The organism is Streptomyces sp. NPDC041970, from assembly GCF_055588985.1.
The window spans coordinates 1-17978 of the sequence record NZ_JBVJCD010000089.1 but is presented as its reverse complement, the minus strand read 5'-3'; the positions used below and the strand labels follow the sequence as shown (position 1 = coordinate 17978).

The window sequence follows — 17978 nt, the reverse complement described above, 5'->3', positions numbered from 1 at the left end:
CCCCCCCCCCCCCCCCCCCCCCCCCCCCCCCCCCCCCCCCCCCCCCCCCCCCCCCCCCCCCCCCCCCCCCCCCCCCCCCCCCCCCCCGGGCCCCGGCGCGGACGGCAGGGCCGCGCGGCACCCCGCCGCGGCTGCCCCGCCCCGCCCCGTCAGCAGACCTTCCGGAACGGGACGTCCGGGAGGTGGGTGCGCCAGTCGTCCGGGGAGAGCCCGCCGCCCGCGCGCCGGCACACCGCCGCCCGCAGGCGCTCCGGGGCCACCGCGTGGGACTGGACGCCGCTGTGCTCGCCCACGCTGCGCAGGACCCCGCCGTCGGGGGTGAAGGCCACCGCGACGACGCCGTCGCCCGGCGTCGGCAGCGGTGAGCCCAGCGGCTGGCCCGACGCCGCGTCCCAGAGCTGGAGGGTCCCCCGGTCGCCCCCCACGGCCAGCGTCGCCCCGTCCGGCGAGAAGGCCAGCGCCCTGACGGCCTCGACCGTGCCCCGGCGGGCGGCCTCCTGCGTGCCCAGCAGCGCGCCGCGCCGCCGCGCGAGGCCGCCGTCCCACAGGGTCACCCCTCCCGCGCTGTCGCCCACCGCCAGGTGCGCGCCGTCCGGGCTGAAGGCGAGCACGCTGGTGGCGTCCATGCCGAGGCGGCGCGAGGCGGCGCGGCCCGAGGGCAGCTCGAAGGTGTGCGCGGGGGTGGCGGCCAGCCGGCCGCCGGGACGCGCCAGCAGCGGGCTGGGCCGCGAGAGGAGGAAGTCGGGGGCGGGGGTGCGCCCCTCGGACCGTGCGGCGGCACGGGTCCGCCTCTGCCGGGACATGTCCCGGATCTCGACGGTGTCCCGGCCGAAGCGGCTGACCAGCAGCGAGCGCCCGTCCTCGGTGAAGCCGAGCCCCGTCATGGGCGGTTGGGCCGCGTGGGGCGGGCGCGGCTGCGCCGAGGGCCGGACGGGCGCGTCGGCGCGCACGTCCCACAGGGTCAGGCGCCGGTAGGCGGCGCGCTCCCCGTCGCCGTACAGGCTCGTCCGGCCGTGGACGAGGGTCCGGCCGTCGGGGCTCAGCGCGAACAGGGTGTGGCACTCGTGGCCGGCCCCCCGGGGAGGACCGCCCTCCGAGCAGCGCACGCCCGGCGTGCGGGCCAGGCGGGCGCCGTCCGCGGCGCGGTGCGCCTCGGCGTACGACACGCCGTCCCGGTGGCGGTCGACCGCCACCGTCCGCGCGTCCCGGCTGAACACGCCCCGGGAAGCCGGCTCTCCGCTCCAGTCGGCGGCCGCCGCCGGACCGTAGGAGACCGTGCGCACGACGGCGTCCGCCCGGTGGCGCTCGGTCACGTAGCGGATCACCCCGGCCTCGGCGTCGATCCTGAGCTGGGTGGCGGCCTCGTTGGCCAGGGGGAAGCGGAAGACCGGCGTGCCGGGCGAGGCGAGCCGCCAGAGCAGGATCTCGCGGCTGTCCGCCGCCACGAGGAACCGCCCGTCGGGGCCGGCCGTCGCCCCGGTCAGGCCCGCGTGGCGGATCGGCGCGCCCTCCCGCCCGGTGAGCGGGTCCCAGAAGCGCAGCCCGGCAGAGGTCCGCGCCATCAGCGTGCTGCCCGCCCCGGTGAACTGGAGGCCGTCCGCGGCGCAGCCGCCGGCCCACGTCGCCGGCAGCCGCCGGCGGCCGGCGACGTCCCAGACCTCGAGCGGTGCGGCCGCCTGCGCCGCGTCGCCGCCGGCGCCCCGCGCGCACAGGGCCAGCAGGCGGCCGTCCGGGCTGACGGCCCACCGCGGGTCGCGCCCCGTGGGCCGCTCCAGCAGCAGCCGGCCGCCGCGCACCTCCCTGAGCCCGAGGCCGCCCCGCCCGCTCGCGTCCAGCCGCACCTCCACGACGGCGCGGCCGTCCGGCGTGTAGCCGTACACCGACCTGTCCGTGCGCCGGGGGCGTCCCACCGGTCCGCCGGTCCCCAGGTCCCATTCCCGGACGTGGCGGCCGGGGCTCGGGAGGTGGGACGCCAGGAGGACGGTGCGCCCGTCGGGAGCCACCCCGCTCACCCGCTGGTCGTACGGGACCGCGATCCGCGGCCCGACCGCCCGGCGCGTCGTGACGTCCCACGCCCGCACCCCCGACCCGCCCAGGGAGACCGCGGTGCGGCCGTCGGCGCTGAGGCGGACCGGCGCCGCGTCCGAGAGGAGCGCCGCGTCGCCCTCGTCCGGGACGTCGTAGGTGTCCGCCTCCGGCTGCGCGTACGCCCCCAGCAGCGCCGAGCGCGTCTCCGTCGTCCGCTTGAGCGCCCACGCGGCCAGACTCAGGCGCATCGCCAGAGCCGGATCGGAGGCGCGCACGCCCCGAGCCAGCGCGGCCACGCGGCGGGCGGCCGCCTCCTCGCGCTGCCGCTGGCCGTCGCGGCCCTGCTGCCAGGCCGCGGCCCCGGCCACGGTGGCCAGGACCACGAGCAGCGCCACCGCGGAGGTGACCGCCCGCCGCGCCCACCGGGCCCGGCGGTGGGCGGCCGTGCTGGCCCGCAGGAACGCCCGGACCGGCGGCGCCAGCTCGCGCCGGCTCCGGTCGGCGGCGAACGTCAGCTCGGCCTCGGCCAGTTCGCCGCCGCGCAGCAGCGCCCCGGCGTCCCGCCCGCGGGCCAGCCAGTGGGCGGCCGCCTGGGCCAGCCGCCGGTGCCGGCGCAACCGCTCGCGGTCCTCGTCGATCCAGCCGCGCAGCCGCGGCCAGGCGACGATCAGGGCCTCGTGGGCCAGGTCCACGGTGTCCCGGTCCAGGGTGATGAGCCGGGCACGGGCCAGTCGGTCCAGGACCGCCCGCGCGTCCGCCTCAGCCCCGGCGTGGACGATCTCCGAGCGGCTGACCGGCCGGCGGGTGTCGGGGGCGCCGTCCCCCGGAGTGACCAGGCTCAGCAGGATGCGGCGGGCGGCCTCGGCCTGGGGGGCGGTCAGACCGCCGTACAACTCCTCGGCGGTCTGGGCGATGGCTCCGTGCAACCCGCTCGCCGCGTGGTAGCCCTCCAGGGTCAGGGTGCGGCCCCGGCGGCGGCGCCAGGTCTCCAGCAGGGCGTGGGAGAGCAGGGGCAGGCAACCGGGCTCGTTGGCGACCTCCTCCAGCAGACGGGCGGTCAGGGCCCGCTCGACGAGCAGCCCGCGGGCCGCTGCGGGCTTCACGATCGCCCGGCGCAGCTCCTCGGCGGTCAACGGGCCCACCGGCAGGGTGGCCTCCTTGACGGCGGCGGCGAGCCCCGCGTGGGCCAGGCACCTGGCGTAGAAGTCGGCGCGCACTCCCAGCACCACCCGCAGCCCGCTCTCCTCGCGACGGGCCGTCAGCAGGGCGTCGATGAAGTCGTTCCGCTCCCGCGCGTCGGCGCAGAGCGTGAACGACTCCTCGAACTGGTCCACGACCAGCCAGGTCTCACCGGCCCCCTCGGCCGGGACGAGCAGCCTTCCGTGGGTCCGCATCGGGTGCGCGCCGGGAGTGAGGACCCGCAGGGCGGCGGCCCTCGGCAGCGGCGCCTGCGACCGGCGCAGCCGGGGCAGGAGCCCGGCGCGCAGCAGGGAGGACTTGCCGCTGCCCGAGGGGCCGCAGACCACGGTGAAGCGGTGGGCGGCGACCAGGTCCGCCAACGCGTCGGTGAGCTGCCCCCGCCCGAAGAACACCTCCTCGTCCTCCGGCTCGAAGCGGGCGAGGCCGCGGTAGGGCGGGGCGTCCCCGCCGCGGGCGCCGGCGGCCGGCTCGCCGAGGTGCTCCGCCTCGGCGGCCCGCCAACGGCGCTCCCACTCCCGCGGGTCCCCGCCGCAGGCGGCGACGTACGCCAGGGCGACGGGCAGGGACGGCAGTCTGGCCCCGGCGGCGGCCTGGGAGAGGGCGGTCACCGAGTACCCGGCGCGCCGGGCCATCTCCCGGTACGACGGACCCCCGGCCGCGCGGCGAAGCTCCCGCAGCCGGCAGGCGAAGCGGGGCACCGGCCCGGTCCGCGGATCGAGTTCCTTCTCCGGTCTTCCCACACCGCGCCCGCTCAACCGACCCAAGCCCTTCCCCGCCAGAACACCGTTGCCTGCCAAGCCTCCCATCGCCCACCTGCGAGAAGAGTTGTTCAGCGGCATGAAAAGGGGCTGCTGAACAATGCGCGGACCGCTGGACTGCTCGGGCAAGCACCGCGGCGACGCGGAACGCACGTCGAGCCCCGCCCGCCGGTTCCACGGGCCCTCGCCCCATCCGCATCCGCGCCGCGCGGGGAGCGGGAGAGGCGGCGGCACGGGCGGGTCTCACCCCCCCCTCACCAGGAGACGAGTTGTCCAGACCCGCACGACCCATCCGGCGGCGCACGGGGGCCATCGCCCTCGCCACGGCCGCCGCGACCCTGGCCACCGGCCTGGGCGCCCCCGCCGGGGCGGCGCCCGCCCCGGCCGGGGCTCCCGCCCCCGCCGGGGCGGAGAGCGCCGCCGGCCCCCTGCGGCACATCACGCTGATCACCGGCGACCGGGTGAGCGTCGACGGCGCGGGCAAGCCCGTCCGCGTCGAGCACGGCGAAGGCCGCGAGAAGATCCCCGTGTGGATACGCGTCATGGGCGGACGCACCCTCGCGGTCCCCGCCGACGCGGAACGCCTGATCGCCGCGGGCACGGTCGACCAGCGGCTGTTCGACCTGACCGAGCTGAACCGCCCCGAGACCCGCGCCGCGCAGGACGGCCGGCTCAAGGTGATCGTCCAGTACGGCGGCTCCGCGACGACCGCCCGCGCCGACGTGCGCGCGGCCGGGGGCAGCGCGGTCCGCAGGACGTTCACCGCGCTGAACGCGGAAGCCGTGCAGACGCCCGTCGAGGGCGCCGGGGCGCTGTGGTCCGCGCTCACCGACGCCCGGCGCGCCGCCGTCGCCGCCCCCGGCGTCGACCGGATCTGGCTCGACGGGGGGCGCAGGGCCGGCCTCGACACGAGCGTGCCGCGGACCGGCGCGCCGAAGGCGTGGGCCGAGGGGTACGACGGCAAGGGCGTGACCATCGCCGTACTGGACACGGGGGTCGACGCCGACCACCCCGACCTCGCCGGCAAGGTGGTCGCCGAGCGGAACTTCTCGACGGCGGCGGACGCCGAGGACCGGCAGGGGCACGGCACCCACGTCGCCTCCATCGCCGCCGGATCGGGCGTCAAGTCCCAGGGAGCCCACAGGGGCGTCGCCCCCGGCGCGGAACTCCTCAGCGGCAAGGTGCTCGACGACGACGGCTTCGGCAGCGACTCCGGTGTCCTCGCGGGCATCGAATGGGCGGTCGACCAGGGCGCCGACATCGTCAACCTGAGCCTCGGCAGCGCCGACACGCCCGAGGTGGACCCGCTGGAAGCGGCCATCGACCGGCTCTCCGCCGACCGGGGCGTCCTGTTCGCCGTCGCGGCCGGCAACTCCGGCCCCGGCGCCTCGACGGTGGAGTCACCCGGCAGCGCCGAGGCGGCCCTGACCGTCGGCGCCGTGGACGACGACGACGTCCTGGCCGACTTCTCCAGCCGGGGCCCGCGCATCGGCGACGGGGGAGTCAAGCCCGACGTCACCGCCCCCGGCGTGGACATCACCGCGGCCGCCGCCCCCGGAAGCGCCCTCGCCGACCAGCAGGGCCAGCACCCCGACGGCTACCTGACGCTCTCCGGTACGTCGATGGCGACCCCGCACGTAGCCGGCGCCGCCGCGATCCTCAAGCAGAAGAACCCCCGGTGGACGTACGCCCAGCTCAAGGGCGCCCTCACCGGATCGACCCAGCAGGGCGCGGACAGCCCCCTCGCGGGGGGAACCGGCCGCGTCCGGATCGACGCCGCCCTGCGGCAGACCGTCTACGCCCAGCCGGCCGGCCTGAGCTTCGACCTCGCGCAGTGGCCCCACGGCGACGACCCGGTCCAGACCCGCAGGAGCACCTACCACAACACGGGCGACGAGCCGGTCGCCCTCGCCCTCTCGCTCGACGCCCGCGATCCGCGGGGCGAACCCGCCCCCGAGGGGTTCTTCACCCTCGGCGCCGACCGGCTGACCGTTCCCGCGGGCGGCTCCGCCTCCGTCGATCTGAGGGCGGACACCCGGCTCGGCGGCACGCTGGACGGGACGTACTCCGTCCAGGTCCTGGCCACCGGCGGCGGCCAGAGCGTGCGCGTCCCGGCGGTGGTCGAGCGCGAGACCGAGTCCTACGACGTGACGTTCGACCACATCGGCCGCGACGGCGCGGCCGCCGCGAGCTACGGCACGGTCGTGCGGGGCTCCACCGAGGGCCTGTTCGGCCAGGAGGCCTACCTCTCGGACGCCTCCGGGACGACCCGGGCGCGCCTGCCGAAGGGCGTCTACTACCTCGAGTCCCACGTCGACGAGTCCGAGACGGGCACCAACTGGCTGGTCCAGCCGGTCCTGAACGTCACCGGGCCGCAGACCGTCACCCTGGACGCGCGGGTCGCGAAGCCGGTGGACATCACCGTGCCGGACCGCGACGCGAAGCCCGACGGCGCGCTCGCGATGCTCTCCTACGCGCGGGGCGAGTTCGGCCAGACCTCCGTCCTCTCCCTGCGGTCCTTCGCCGGTCTGCGCACCGCGCACATCGGCCCGCCGGTCGCCACCGGGCTCGCCCAGCTCTGGTCGGGGGCGTGGACCAACGGTGCGCGGGACTACCACGTGGCCCTGGGCGGCCGTGCGGACAGCTTCACCACCGGGTACACCCGCCACCTCGCCCCGGACGACCTGGCCACCGTGCGCGTGGGCCTCGGGGCGTCCGCTCCCGGCAAGTCCGGCTTCCTCTTCCCCTCGCCGGCGGTCCCGGACGCTCCGCCGATGTTCTTCTCGTTCCCCGCACCCGCCCGGCAGCTTCCCGCCGAGGCCACGCTCCACCTGTCGACGCTCGACCGGGCGCGCTGGGACATGGGCTTCCAGCAGTCGGCCCCGAGCGAGGACGGCTGGCGGACGGAGGCGAGCTTCGCACCGGACGGACCCGCGGAGTACCGCGGCGGCCAGACGTACCACGAGGTCTTCAACGCGCCGGTCTTCGGTCCGCGGCTGAGCCCGCCGTACGGGATCTTCCGCACCGGCGACGCGATCTCCGGTGACGTGCCGCTCTTCTCCGACGGCCGCGGGCACGCCGGCCGCACCCGCCACACGTCGGCGCTGACCACGCTCCACCGCGACGGCGTCAAGGTCGCCGAGAGCGACGAGCCGCTCGGCGGCGCGCCCTTCACGGTGCCCGCCGGCGACGCCCGGTACCGGCTGTCCACGTCGGTCACCCGCGACCCCGCGGCCGGGGCCGCCTCGACCCGTACCGAAGCGACCTGGGAGTTCCGCTCGAAGGAGACGGCGGCCGAGACCCGGCTGCCCGCCTCCACGGTCGTCTTCGGCGCGGCGGTCGACCTCGACGGAACCGTTCCGGCCGGACAGCTCCAACTCGTCCCCCTCACGGTGCAGGGCGCGGCGGCGGGCGGGAACCTCGCGTCGCTCACCGCGTACGCCTCGTACGACGGCGGCGCGAGCTGGAAGGCGCTGACCGTGCTGAACGGCAAGGCCGTGGTCCGCAACCCGGACCGGGGCCGGGGCGTCTCGCTCCGCGCCCTGGTCGTGGACGAGCAGGGCAACCGCTCCTCGCTGGAGATCCACGACGCGTACCGCGGAAGGTGACCCGCTGATCCGTGCGAGGGCTCCGGACGCCCCCGCACATGCCGAACCGGGGCGCGTACGGGACGCGCCCCGGTTCCGGTGTCCGGCGGGGTCAGTGGGTGCGACGCCCGGTGACCAGCCGGTAGATCAGCAGCACGATGACCGAGCCCACGATGGCCGCGATCCACGTCGACAGGTGGAAGAAGCCGTTGATCGAGTCGACGCCGAAGATGACCTTGCCCAGCCAACCGCCGAGCAGACCGCCGACGATGCCGATGAGCATGGTCACGAGGCAGCCACCGGGGTCTTTGCCGGGGGTCAGCGCCTTGGCGATGGCGCCGGCGATGATGCCGATCAGGATCCAGGCGATGATGCCCACGGAAGCGTCCTTTCTTTCGTCGCCGCACCGGTGGGTGGAGAAGCGGCCGGCGACGGGTTGTGTGCACGAGGTCGTCACTGCTGTTGCCGGGGGCCGGGCGGTCGTGCCCGGTTCCCGGACCCACAGGCCGCGAGTACCCGGACCCGCGCATTTCACACAGACGTTCTGCACCGGCCTTTCACACCGGCGGCTCCGCCGGCCGGACACGGCCCCCGGACGCCCGCGCCCGCGTGGGCCGAACGGGCGGGGAGGCGGGCGTCCGGGTGTTTCACCCCCCGGAGCGCGCCCCCGCCGTGATCGTCTCTGACTGTCCGCCCCGCACGGACCGCGAACGGGTTCGGCGCCTCCACCGGAAGGACGTGAGATGACCGGCGGCCAGGCCGTGCACCACCCCTTCGAGGAGCGGCCCCCCGCGGCGGGCGCCGAGCCCGCGCCCCCCGGCCCCGGCACGCCCGCGGCCGAGTCGCCGCCGCCCGCCGCCGTCGACGCCGACGTGGTCGGGGCCGTGCTGAGCCGGGGCCGGACGATCCTGGCGGAACGGGTCCGGGAGGCGGCGGAGCTGGACCCCGCCTTCGCGCACGACCTGGCCCGGCGGGTCGCCGACTTCACGCTGAACGGCGGCAAGCGGCTCCGTCCCCGGCTGCTGTGGTGGGCGATGCGGGCCTGCGGCGGCCCGGACCCCGCCCCGGTCGAGGCCGCCCTGCGGCTCGGCGTCGCCCTGGAACTCATCCAGACCTGCGCGCTGATCCACGACGACGTGATGGACCGCTCGCGGGTGCGCCGGGGCAGGCCCGCCGCGCACATCGCCCTGGCCGCCCGGTCCGGCCTCCCGCCCGACTCCGAGCGGGCCGCCTCGTTCGGCGCCTCGGCCGCCGTACTGGCCGGGGACCTCGCCCTGGCCTGGGCCGACGACACGGTCGCGGAGCTGGAGCCGGCCGCCCCCGCGCAGCGCCGGGTCCGGGCCCTGTGGCGCGCCATGAGGACCGAGATGGTCGCCGGGCAGTACCTGGAGCTGCGCGGCCAGGCCACCGGGGGCGGCTCCCCCGCCCGGGCGATGCGGACCGCCTGCCTCAAGAGCGCCCTGTACTCCGTGGAGCGCCCGCTCGCGCTCGGGGCGGCCCTCGCCGGTGCGGACCAGCGCACCACCGCGGCCCTGTGCGCGGCCGGACGCCGGGCGGGCATCGCCTTCCAGCTCCGCGACGACCTCCTCGGCGTCTTCGGGGACCCGGAGCGGACCGGAAAGCCCTCCGGCGACGACATCCGCGAGGGCAAGCCCACCTACCTGCTGGCCCTCGCGCGCACCCGCCTCACGGCCGCGGGCGACCGGGCGGCGCTGGCCGTCCTCGACCGGGCCGTGGGGGACGCCGAACTGACCCGGCACGGCCTGGACGCCGTGCGCGCCGTCCTCGACGCGAGCGGCGCGCGGGCCCGCGTGGAGCGTACGGCGGACCGCCTCGTCGAACACGCCCTGCGGGGTCTGGCCGGGGCCGTCGACGTCCACGCGCACGGCGGACGCCGACTGCTCGGCCTGCTGCGCACGCTCTCCGGGGCGCCGTCGGCCGGCCCGTACCGGGGCCCCGACCGGGACGGAGGAGGGATCGCCGGATGATCACGGTCGCAGGGCCCACCGACCATGTGGTGGTGGTCGGCGCGGGACTGGCGGGGCTCGCGGCCTCGCTGCACCTCCTCGGCGCCGGCCGCCGGGTCACCGTGGTCGAGCGGGACGCGGTCCCCGGTGGCCGGGCGGGCCTCCTGGAGCGGGGCGGCTTCCGCATCGACACCGGCCCGACCGTGCTGACCATGCCGGAGCTGGTGGAGGAGGCGTTCGCGGCGGTGGGCCACGAGATGGCCGACCGGCTGGAGCTGATCCGGCTGGAACCGGCGTACCGGGCGCGGTTCGCCGACGGCAGCCGGCTGGACGTCCACACCGACGGGGCCGCGATGGAGGCGGCGGTCGAGGAGTTCGCCGGGGCCCGGCAGGCGGCCGGATACCGGCGGCTGCGGCGCTGGCTGGAGCGCCTGTACCAGGCGCAGATGCGCCGCTTCATCGACGCCAACTTCGACTCGCCCCGCCAACTCCTCCACCCCGACCTCGCACGGCTCGCCGCCCTCGGCGGGTTCGGCCGCCTGGACGCGCGGATCGGAAGCTTCGTCTCGGACGAACGGCTCCGCCGCGTCTTCTCCTTCCAGGCCCTGTACGCCGGTGTCCCGCCGGCCCGCGCCCTGGCCGCCTACGCCGTCATCGCCTACATGGACACGGTCGGCGGCGTCCACTTCCCGCGCGGAGGGATGCACGCCCTGCCCCGCGCCCTGGCGCGGTCGGCCGCCGAAGCCGGCGCCGACCTCCGCTACGGCCGCACCGTCACCCGTCTGGAGCGATCGGGCGAACGCGTCACCGCCGTCGTCACCGACCACGAGCGCGTCCCCTGCGACGCCGTGGTCCTCACCGCCGACCTGCCCGTCTGCTACCGGCTGCTGGGGCGCGCCCCCCGCCGCCCCCTCGCGCTGCGGCACTCCCCGTCGGCGGTGGTCCTGCACGCGGGGACGGACCGCACCTGGCCGGAGCTGGCGCACCACACCCTCTCGTTCGGTGCGGCCTGGCGGAGCACCTTCCGCGAGCTCACCCGGACCGGCACGCTGATGTCCGACCCCTCGCTGCTCATCACCCGGCCCACCGCGACCGACCCCGCCCTCGCCCCGCCGGGCAAACACCTGCACTACGTGCTGGCCCCCTGCCCCAACACGGAGATCGGACCGGACACCGCGTGCTGGCGGGAGCTGGGCCCCCGCTACCGGGACGCGCTGCTGGCGGAGCTGGAGCGCCGGGAGATGCCCGGACTCGGCGCGGCCATCGAGGAGGAAGGGCTGGTCACCCCCGCCGACTGGACCGCGCGGGGCCACACGGCGGGCACCCCGTTCTCCGTGGCCCACACGTTCCCCCAGACCGGCCCCTTCCGCCCCCGCAACCTCGTGCGCGGCACGGCCAACGCCGTCCTGGCGGGCTGCGGCACCACGCCGGGCGTCGGCGTGCCGACCGTCCTGATCTCGGGGAAGCTGGCGGCGGAGAGGATCACCGGGCCCCGCCTCTCCCGGACCGCGCGCCGCGCCCCCTCGTGAGAGGCACCTTCGTATGACCGGCCGTGAACTCGACGCAGCAGGCATCCACGACCCCGCCCTGCGAGCGGCGTACGCCCGCTGCCGAGGGCTCAACGCGCGCCACGGCAGGACCTACTTCCTGGCGACGCGGCTCCTCCCGCCGGACCGGCGGCCCGCCGTCCACGCGCTGTACGGCTTCGCGCGGTGGGCCGACGACATCGTGGACGACCTGGAGGACGGGGCCGCCCCGGCGGACCGGTCCCGCGCCCTCCTCGCGCTGGAGGCCCAGTTGGAGACGGGCCTGCGGCGGGGCGGGGCCACGGAACCGGTGATCCTCGCCCTGGCCGACACCGCCTCCCGGTACGCCATCGACCACCGGCACTTCGCGGACTTCCTGGCCTCCATGCGCAGCGACCTGACGGTCGGCGGCTACGCCTCGTACGAGGCGCTGGGCCGCTACACGCACGGGTCGGCCGCGGTGATCGGCCTGCAGATGCTGCCGGTGCTCGGCACGGTGGTCCCCAGGGACGAGGCCGCGCCGCACGCGGCGGCGCTGGGGGTCGCCTTCCAGCTCACCAACTTCCTGCGGGACGTGGGCGAGGACCTCGACCGGGGCCGGCTGTACCTGCCCGCCGACCTGCTGGCCGCGCACGGGGCGGACCGGGAGCTGTTCGAGTGGAGCCGGCGCACCGGAGCCCGCGACCCCCGGATCACCGACGTGCTGCGGGCCGGCGCGGCGCACACCCGCGCGGTGTACCGCCGGGCGCTGCCGGGCCTGACCATGCTCGACCCGGTGTCCCGGCCGTGCATCCGCACGGCGTTCGTGCTCTACAGCGGCATCCTCGACGCGATCGAGGCGGACGGGTACGCCGTCCTGCACCGGCGCGCGGTGGTCCCGCGCAGGCGGCGCGCGGCCGTCGCGTTCGACGGGCTGGCGCGGGCGCTCGCCGCCCGCGCGGGGCGCCCACGCGCGGCGTCGGCGGGGGCGGGGGAGCACCGCCGCTCCGGGCCGCCCGGAACCGGCCGCGCCCGCCCGGTCCGCGAGCGTGCGGCGTGAGCGCCGCCCGGCGGCGGACCGGCCGCGCCCGCCTCCCGCTGAGGCTGCGCCGGGACCCCGTCGCGTGGGAGCGGCAGGCGCCCACCTGGCGCGAGGCCGAGCCGGGCGTGATCGCCGGGGCCCTGAAGCGGGCCCGCGACCGCCCCTCGGGCAACTGGTACGTCATCGGCGCCTCCCGGAACCTGCCGCCGGGCCGGTCGGTCGGGACCACCGTCGCGGGCGTCGAGGTGGTGGCCTGGCGCGGCGCCGACGGCCTGCTGCGGGCCGGTCCGGGCGCCTGCCCGCACCTCGGGGCGCCGTTGAAGGACAGCCCCGTGCGCTGCGGGGCCCTGGTCTGCCACTGGCACGGGATGACCCTGGACGGCGGGCCGTTCGCCGGGTGGGAGCCCTACCCGGCCCTCGACGACGGCATCCTGCTGTGGGCCCGGCTGGACGCGGTGGGCGGCGAACGCCCGTCCGACCGGCCCTACCTGCCGCCGAGGCCCCGGACGGGGGGCGCCGTCGACGCGGTGTACGAGGGGGTGGGCCGCTGCGACCCGGAAGACGTCGTGGCCAACCGCCTCGACCCGTGGCACGGCGCGTGGTTCCACCCCTACGCCTTCGCCGACCTGGCGGTGACCGCGACGCCGGACGAGCGGACGCCGGACGACGACGGGTTCACCGTCGACGTCTCCTTCAAGGTGGCGGGGCGCGTGGTGGTGCCGGTCCGCGCCCGGTTCACCGCGCCCGAACCCCGTACGGTCCTCATGCGCGTCATCGAGGGCGAGGGCGAGGGCTCGGTCGTGGAGACGCACGCCACCCCCCTCGGCCCGGACGACCGGGGGCGGCCGCGCACGGCCGTCACCGAGGCCGTGGTCGCGGTGTCCGACCGGCGGGGCTTCGCCCTCGCGCGGGCGGCCGCGCCGCTGCTGCGCCCCCTGGTGCGGGCCTCGGCGGCCCGGCTGTGGCGGGACGACCTGGCGTACGCCGAGAGGCGCCGGGACCTGCGCGCGTCCGGACGCTTCCCCGGCTGACGCCGCGCGCACCCCCGCGCCCCGGCCGCCGCGCCGGGCGGCCGGTCAGCCGTCGGCGAGCGCGGCGAGCCGGCGCAGCAGGGGCGAGCGGCCGGTCCGCGGCACGGTCCACAGCGTCTGCCCGCGTACGCCCCAGCCCTCCAGCAGGGCGTTCGCGGCCAGGAACCCGCTGGTGGCGGCCCGCTCCATCAGAGCCGTGGGCAGCCCGGTGCGCACCAGGTCCCCGGCCACCGTGACGGCCGGGTCGGGGGTGCGCGTGCCCGGCCGGTCGCGGTACCCGCCGACCGGGAACATCGGGCAGTCCGCCCGCCACTCGTGGCGCTCGTCCACCAGGCGCGCGCTGCGCGTCTCCGGGTAGACCCGGTGCAACTGCCGCAGTACGGCGCTCTGCACGGCGGCCCGGTCCGCGTCCGGGGCGACGGCGTAGGCGTGCAGCTCGATCACCGACCCCCTGGTGCGGCGCGCCCACCGGGCCGCTTCGCCCTCCCAGCGGCTGAGGACGCTCACGTTGTCCAGCGGACCGTAGCCGCTGGTCCCGAGGAACCCCGGCCGCCCGGCCGCCACGGGCCGGTCCAGCCACAGGCGCGACACCAGGAACGGCGGCGCGGTGCGCAGCCGGGCGATCCGCGAGCGCCACCGCGCGTCGCCCAGCTCGGGCGAGGCGGCGACGACCCGGCGCAGGCCGCCGCCGTCCGGGGCCAGGACGAGCGCGTCGTACCGCGCGGTGCCCTCGTCGGTGGTGACGTCCAGGCCGCCTCCGGTGCGCGGGGCGGCCCGCCGCACCGGCTCGCCGGTGCGCACACGGGCGCGGTGGCTCTCCAGGTAGTGCCGCAGCGGGTCCCACAGGGCCGTGGGGAACGGCTCGGCGGGGACGTCGAAGAGCAGCCCTTCGGCGGAGCCGAGGAAGTAGATGTGGAACATCAGGGCCAGTTCCGCCGCGGACAGCGCGCGCGGATCGGCGAAGAAGCTGCGGGAGAACACCTCGAAGGCCAGATGGCGGGCGGCCTCCGGGAAGCCGACGCGGTTCAGGTAGTCGTGGGCGCTGGTGCCGTCGAGCCGGTCGTAGATCTCGGGCACCCGCACGTCCAGCAGGGGCAGCGCGGCGCGGGGGCGCATCCGCAGGAGGTCCCGCGGCCCGAAGGAGGGGCTGCGCGCGACGAAGCCGAGGGCGCTGAAGGGCGGGGTGCGCGGCACACGGGCGAAGCTGTCGTAGAGGCCGGAGCTGTGCCGCAGCGGGTAGTCCGGCAGCGGCGTCAGCTTCTCCAGATCCGGGTCCACCCGGCGCAGCAGGCCGCGCAGGTTGTAGTACTGCCGGAAGAACGCGTGGAAGCCCCGGCTCATGGTCGCCGTCGTGCCGTCGGCGAGCCGGACCGGCCACCCCGCCAGCCGCCCGCCGAGCTGCGGCTCGCTCTCGTACAGGGTCACGTGCGCACCCCGCTCCGCGAGGAGCGTGGCCGCCGCGACCCCGGCGACGCCCCCGCCGACGACCGCCACGCGGGGCGCCTGGCCGCCGAACCGGGCCCGGCCCCGCGGCCCGGCCACGACGGCGGCCAGGCGGTCGCGGCCCCGCCGCCCCGTCATGCCCGCCTCCGGGCCGCGCGGGCGGGCGGGCGTACGGGGGTTACGTGGCGGAAGGGCGCGGGCGGGGTCATGGGACGCGGCTCTCCTCGGGTGCGGTCGGCGGGGGAGGGGTCTCGGCGGCCGGTGTCCGCCTGCGGAGGAAGGGCAGTTCGAGGGCCGTGCGCAGCATCGGCGCGACCGGGGTCCGCAGACCGATCAGCAGGTCCTCGTGGAGGCGTGAGCCGCCGTCGAGGAAGCGGAGGAGCCGGTCGCCGGGGACGTCGCGGAAGAGGCGGGTGAAGAACGCCGGCCCGTCCACCCGGCCGCTGTCCAGGGCCCGCAGCACGACGGCGTCCATGGCGCGCGTCCACGGGCCGTGGGGCGCCGGGGTCCGCGCCGGGCGGCCGGCGCGGACCCGGTCGGCGATGGCCCGGCTCTGCCGCTGCACGGCCGCGAACGTGTAGCCGGTCGAGGGGCGGGAAGCGCCTCCGCCGACGCCGATGCGGAACACGGACGGGCCCTCGCGGCGGGGGAAGCGGCCGTCCGTCATGGGGATGACCCCCCGCTCCCGCCCGGTCACCCGGAACGCGCCCAGCCCCAGCACATCGCGGGTGTAGTGCTCCAGCGCGCGCCGGTAGCCCTCCGCGTCCAGGACGGCGCGGGAGAACTCGGTGTACTCCACCAGGGCGGTGTCGGGCCCGAGCGGCAGCACGTAGCCGAACGAGAGCCCCCGATCGGGCTGCCGGGTGCGGAAGTCCATCAGCTCGGCGGCGGCCGGGTCGAAGACGGGGCCCTCGGTGCGGACGAACCATCCGGTGAAGTGCTGGAGGAGGGTCGTCCGCGCCGGCGGCAGGCGCGGGGGCGGCCGCGAGTCGAAGACCTGGCGGCCGCGGAGGACCAGGCCGGCCCCCCGCCGGTCGTACGCGAGGACCTCGCCGCCGTGCGCGGTGGAGCGGACGCCGGTCACGGTCGCCTCGACGCGGCGGAATCCGGGGGCGCGGGACAGGCGCCGCCGCACGTGCGCCTCGAAGGCGTCCGACCGCAGCATCTTGTACCGGAAGGGGGCGCACCGGACCTCGGTGGCCGCGCCGTCCGCGCCCCGCACCCGCAGCCGGGGCCAGGAGGCGGCGAGGACGGAGTCGTAGGCCCCGCCGGGCGGCTCCCAGAAGCACCAGGTCCGCGGGGGCGGACGCAGGGGACCCGGCGGGGCGTCGACCAGGACGACCGACAGCGCCGCGGGGGCGTCGGGCGCGCACAGGCGGTACGCGAGGGACAGCCCGGCCGCCCCCGCGCCCACGATGACGACGTCGGCCACGGCTCTCCCCTCTCCGGTGGGCGGACACCGATCCTCGCGCACCGCCCGCCCCGCCCGCGGGCTGCGACGCGCCCGCGTCCCGGCGGGTCGCGCGAGCGGCGGATTCCCGCCTTCCGCGCCCGTCAGCGGCCGCGGTCGCCCTCGGAGGCGGCACGCCCGCCCGCGCCCAGCAGACCGGTCACCGAGAACTGCGTGCGCGTCAGCGACCGCCGGGAGCGCCGCACGACCAGCCCCGGCAGGAAGCCCCGAACCGCCTGGACGCCGCGCAGCCACGGGGGGACGTACACGGTGGGCGCACGGCGTTCGACGGCCCGCACCAGCCGGTCGGCGACGTGGCCGACCGGCTGGACGCCGCGGGCGGGCGCGGGCATGTCCGCCCGCAGGTCCCGCAGCGCCGCGTGCCGGTCGGCGTCGCGGATCATGTCGGTGCCGGTCCAGTTCAGGTAGGCCGTGCCCACGCCGACGCCGCGGGGGGCCAGCTCGGCGCGGAGCGACTGGGCGAAGGACTCCGCCCCCGCCTTGGACGCGCAGTAGGCGCTCATCAGCGGCACCGCGTCGACGGACGCCAGGGAGGCGATCTGGAGGTAGTAGCCGCCGGTGTCCAGCAGATGGGGCAGGAACACCCGCGCGGTGACGGCACTGCCCACCAGGTTGACCTCGATCACCCGGCGCCAGGTTCGGGGATCGGAGACGGCGAACGCTCCGCCCTCGGAGACCCCGGCGTTGGCCACCACGACGGACGCGGGGCCCAGCCGTTCCCGGACCGCCGAGGCCACCGCCGCCATGGCCGCGTCGTCGGTCACGTCCACAGGCCAGTGCCACGACGGGGCGGGAAGGGCGGCCGCCACCTCGGCGAGCCTGTCCTCCTCCAGCCCCAGCAGCGCCACGCGGGCTCCTCGGGCGGCCAGCCGCCGCGCGACCGCCTCGCCCACGCCTCGCGCGGCGCCGGTCACGACAGCGGTACGGCCTCGCAGAACGCACGGGTCACTCCTCACCGGAACTCCTCACGGCAGATCGGTCGGAAGCCAGGCTTCCCGGACGGCGTGCCCGGACGGCGCGCCGCCGACGGCGCCGCGCCGCGGGTCCCTCACCGCGCACGAGGTCAGTGCTACGTCATGGGCTGTCAGAACTGCTCCAGTCGCTTCATTATGACGGCGTGTCGGGTTATGGGCCGTTTATCAGCTTTCGTACGTGGGACGTCTGAAACCGTCGCACCGATTTGTACGACAATCACTTCGATTCACAGGAGTAGCCATGGTTACGCCCCTCTCCCCGCGCCCGACCGCTCTCCGTATCGGCGCGGCCGCCCTGGCCGCCCTCGCGATCACGGGCGGCTCCCTCGCCGGTGCGTCCCCCGCCCTCGCCGCCCCCGGGGACAGCGGAGACGTCAAGGTCCACAAGGCGGGCACGCCGTACGACGACTCCCGCGACGAGAAGAAGGTCTGCCGCTTCAACCTGTCCGCGGTCAACTTCGAGACGGTCCCGCTGGTCAACATCACCGTCGCCCCGAAGCCGCCGACCCCGACCCGCCCCACGCTCACCGCCGCCGTGGCCCTGACCGCGGGCCTCGGGCACTCCCAGGACTACTCGCTGCCCAACGGCGAGTACCAGGTGACCTGGACGTTCCCCGGCGGCGTCCCGAAGCAGAAGGTCTTCACCGTGGACTGCCGCCCCACCGGGGGCGTCCCCGCGGGCGGCGGCGGCGTCCCGGCCGTCGAGAGCGGCACCACCTCCGGCGGCGGCATGTCGGTCGGGACGACCTCCGCGCTGGCCGCCGGCGGCATCGGAGCGGTCGCCCTGCTCCTCACCCGCCGCGCCGCCCGCCGCCGTGCCGATGGCGCCGCGTAGCACCGGCCGTCGCCGGCGGCGGGGGGGGGGGGGCCCCCCCCCCCCCCCCCTTTCCCCCCCCCCCCCCCCCCCCCCCCCCCCCCGGGCCTGTCGCTTGACGTCCCTCTGCGGGTGCCTGACCTGTCAGTTCAGAAGAG

At 77.4% G+C, this 17978-nt stretch carries 11 protein-coding genes; 6 read left to right on the top strand and 5 right to left on the bottom strand.

The genetic code is table 11. The features are described 5' to 3' along the window. Positions 1-149: 149 nt before the first annotated feature. Entirely contained in the window at positions 150-3968 is a 3819-nt protein-coding gene (locus ACZ6EJ_RS26725; RefSeq protein ID WP_469270676.1) for an nSTAND1 domain-containing NTPase, read from the bottom strand. 287 nt (positions 3969-4255) lie between these two features. Between ACZ6EJ_RS26725 and ACZ6EJ_RS26720 the strand changes: the two genes are divergently transcribed. Then, the gene (locus tag ACZ6EJ_RS26720; RefSeq protein WP_469270675.1) at positions 4256-7594 is read left to right on the top strand and encodes a S8 family peptidase; all 3339 of its coding nucleotides are present in this window, start codon (positions 4256-4258) and stop codon (positions 7592-7594) included. A gap of 91 nt (positions 7595-7685) precedes the next feature. Here ACZ6EJ_RS26720 and ACZ6EJ_RS26715 read toward each other — a convergent pair whose 3' ends face one another. Beyond that, on the bottom strand, positions 7686-7952 hold the full coding sequence (locus ACZ6EJ_RS26715) for a GlsB/YeaQ/YmgE family stress response membrane protein (protein WP_469270673.1): 267 nt from the start codon (positions 7950-7952) through the stop codon (positions 7686-7688). Between the two features lie 364 nt (positions 7953-8316). On the opposite strand from ACZ6EJ_RS26715, the gene ACZ6EJ_RS26710 reads away from it, so the two are divergent. The 4 genes from ACZ6EJ_RS26710 to ACZ6EJ_RS26695 are packed head-to-tail and all read left to right on the top strand — an operon-like array spanning position 8317 to position 13118. Beyond that, positions 8317-9561 carry a polyprenyl synthetase family protein gene (locus ACZ6EJ_RS26710; RefSeq protein ID WP_469270672.1) on the top strand — a complete coding sequence of 415 codons (1245 nt, stop codon included), beginning with the start codon at positions 8317-8319 and terminating at the stop codon, positions 9559-9561. Continuing rightward, positions 9558-11069: a phytoene desaturase gene (locus ACZ6EJ_RS26705; protein ID WP_469270671.1), complete on the top strand. Its 1512-nt coding sequence runs from the start codon at positions 9558-9560 to the stop codon at positions 11067-11069. The genes ACZ6EJ_RS26710 and ACZ6EJ_RS26705 overlap by 4 nt, the downstream gene beginning before the upstream one ends. Positions 11070-11082: 13 nt before the next feature. After that, complete coding sequence (locus ACZ6EJ_RS26700; protein WP_469270670.1) at positions 11083-12105, top strand: phytoene/squalene synthase family protein; 1023 nt, start codon at positions 11083-11085, stop codon at positions 12103-12105. Beyond that, positions 12102-13118, top strand: coding sequence for a DUF5914 domain-containing protein (locus tag ACZ6EJ_RS26695; RefSeq protein WP_469270669.1), 1017 nt, complete (start codon positions 12102-12104; stop codon positions 13116-13118). Before ACZ6EJ_RS26700 ends, ACZ6EJ_RS26695 begins: the two co-directional genes overlap by 4 nt. A gap of 45 nt (positions 13119-13163) precedes the next feature. On the opposite strand, the gene ACZ6EJ_RS26690 is transcribed toward ACZ6EJ_RS26695, so the two are convergent. From ACZ6EJ_RS26690 to ACZ6EJ_RS26680, 3 genes are all read right to left on the bottom strand, one after another. After that, positions 13164-14699, bottom strand: a complete 1536-nt coding sequence (locus tag ACZ6EJ_RS26690; protein ID WP_469270667.1) for an FAD-dependent oxidoreductase — start codon at positions 14697-14699, stop codon at positions 13164-13166. 67 nt (positions 14700-14766) lie between these two features. Then, a complete protein-coding gene (locus tag ACZ6EJ_RS26685; protein ID WP_469270666.1) occupies positions 14767-15993 on the bottom strand; it encodes a lycopene cyclase family protein in 1227 nt (408 codons plus the stop codon). A 122-nt stretch (positions 15994-16115) separates the two neighbouring features. Next, the gene (locus tag ACZ6EJ_RS26680; RefSeq protein WP_469270665.1) at positions 16116-16946 is read right to left on the bottom strand and encodes a short-chain dehydrogenase/reductase; all 831 of its coding nucleotides are present in this window, start codon (positions 16944-16946) and stop codon (positions 16116-16118) included. 301 nt (positions 16947-17247) lie between these two features. On the opposite strand from ACZ6EJ_RS26680, the gene ACZ6EJ_RS26675 reads away from it, so the two are divergent. After that, a complete protein-coding gene (locus tag ACZ6EJ_RS26675; protein WP_469270664.1) occupies positions 17248-17841 on the top strand; it encodes a hypothetical protein in 594 nt (197 codons plus the stop codon). Positions 17842-17978 lie beyond the last annotated feature (137 nt).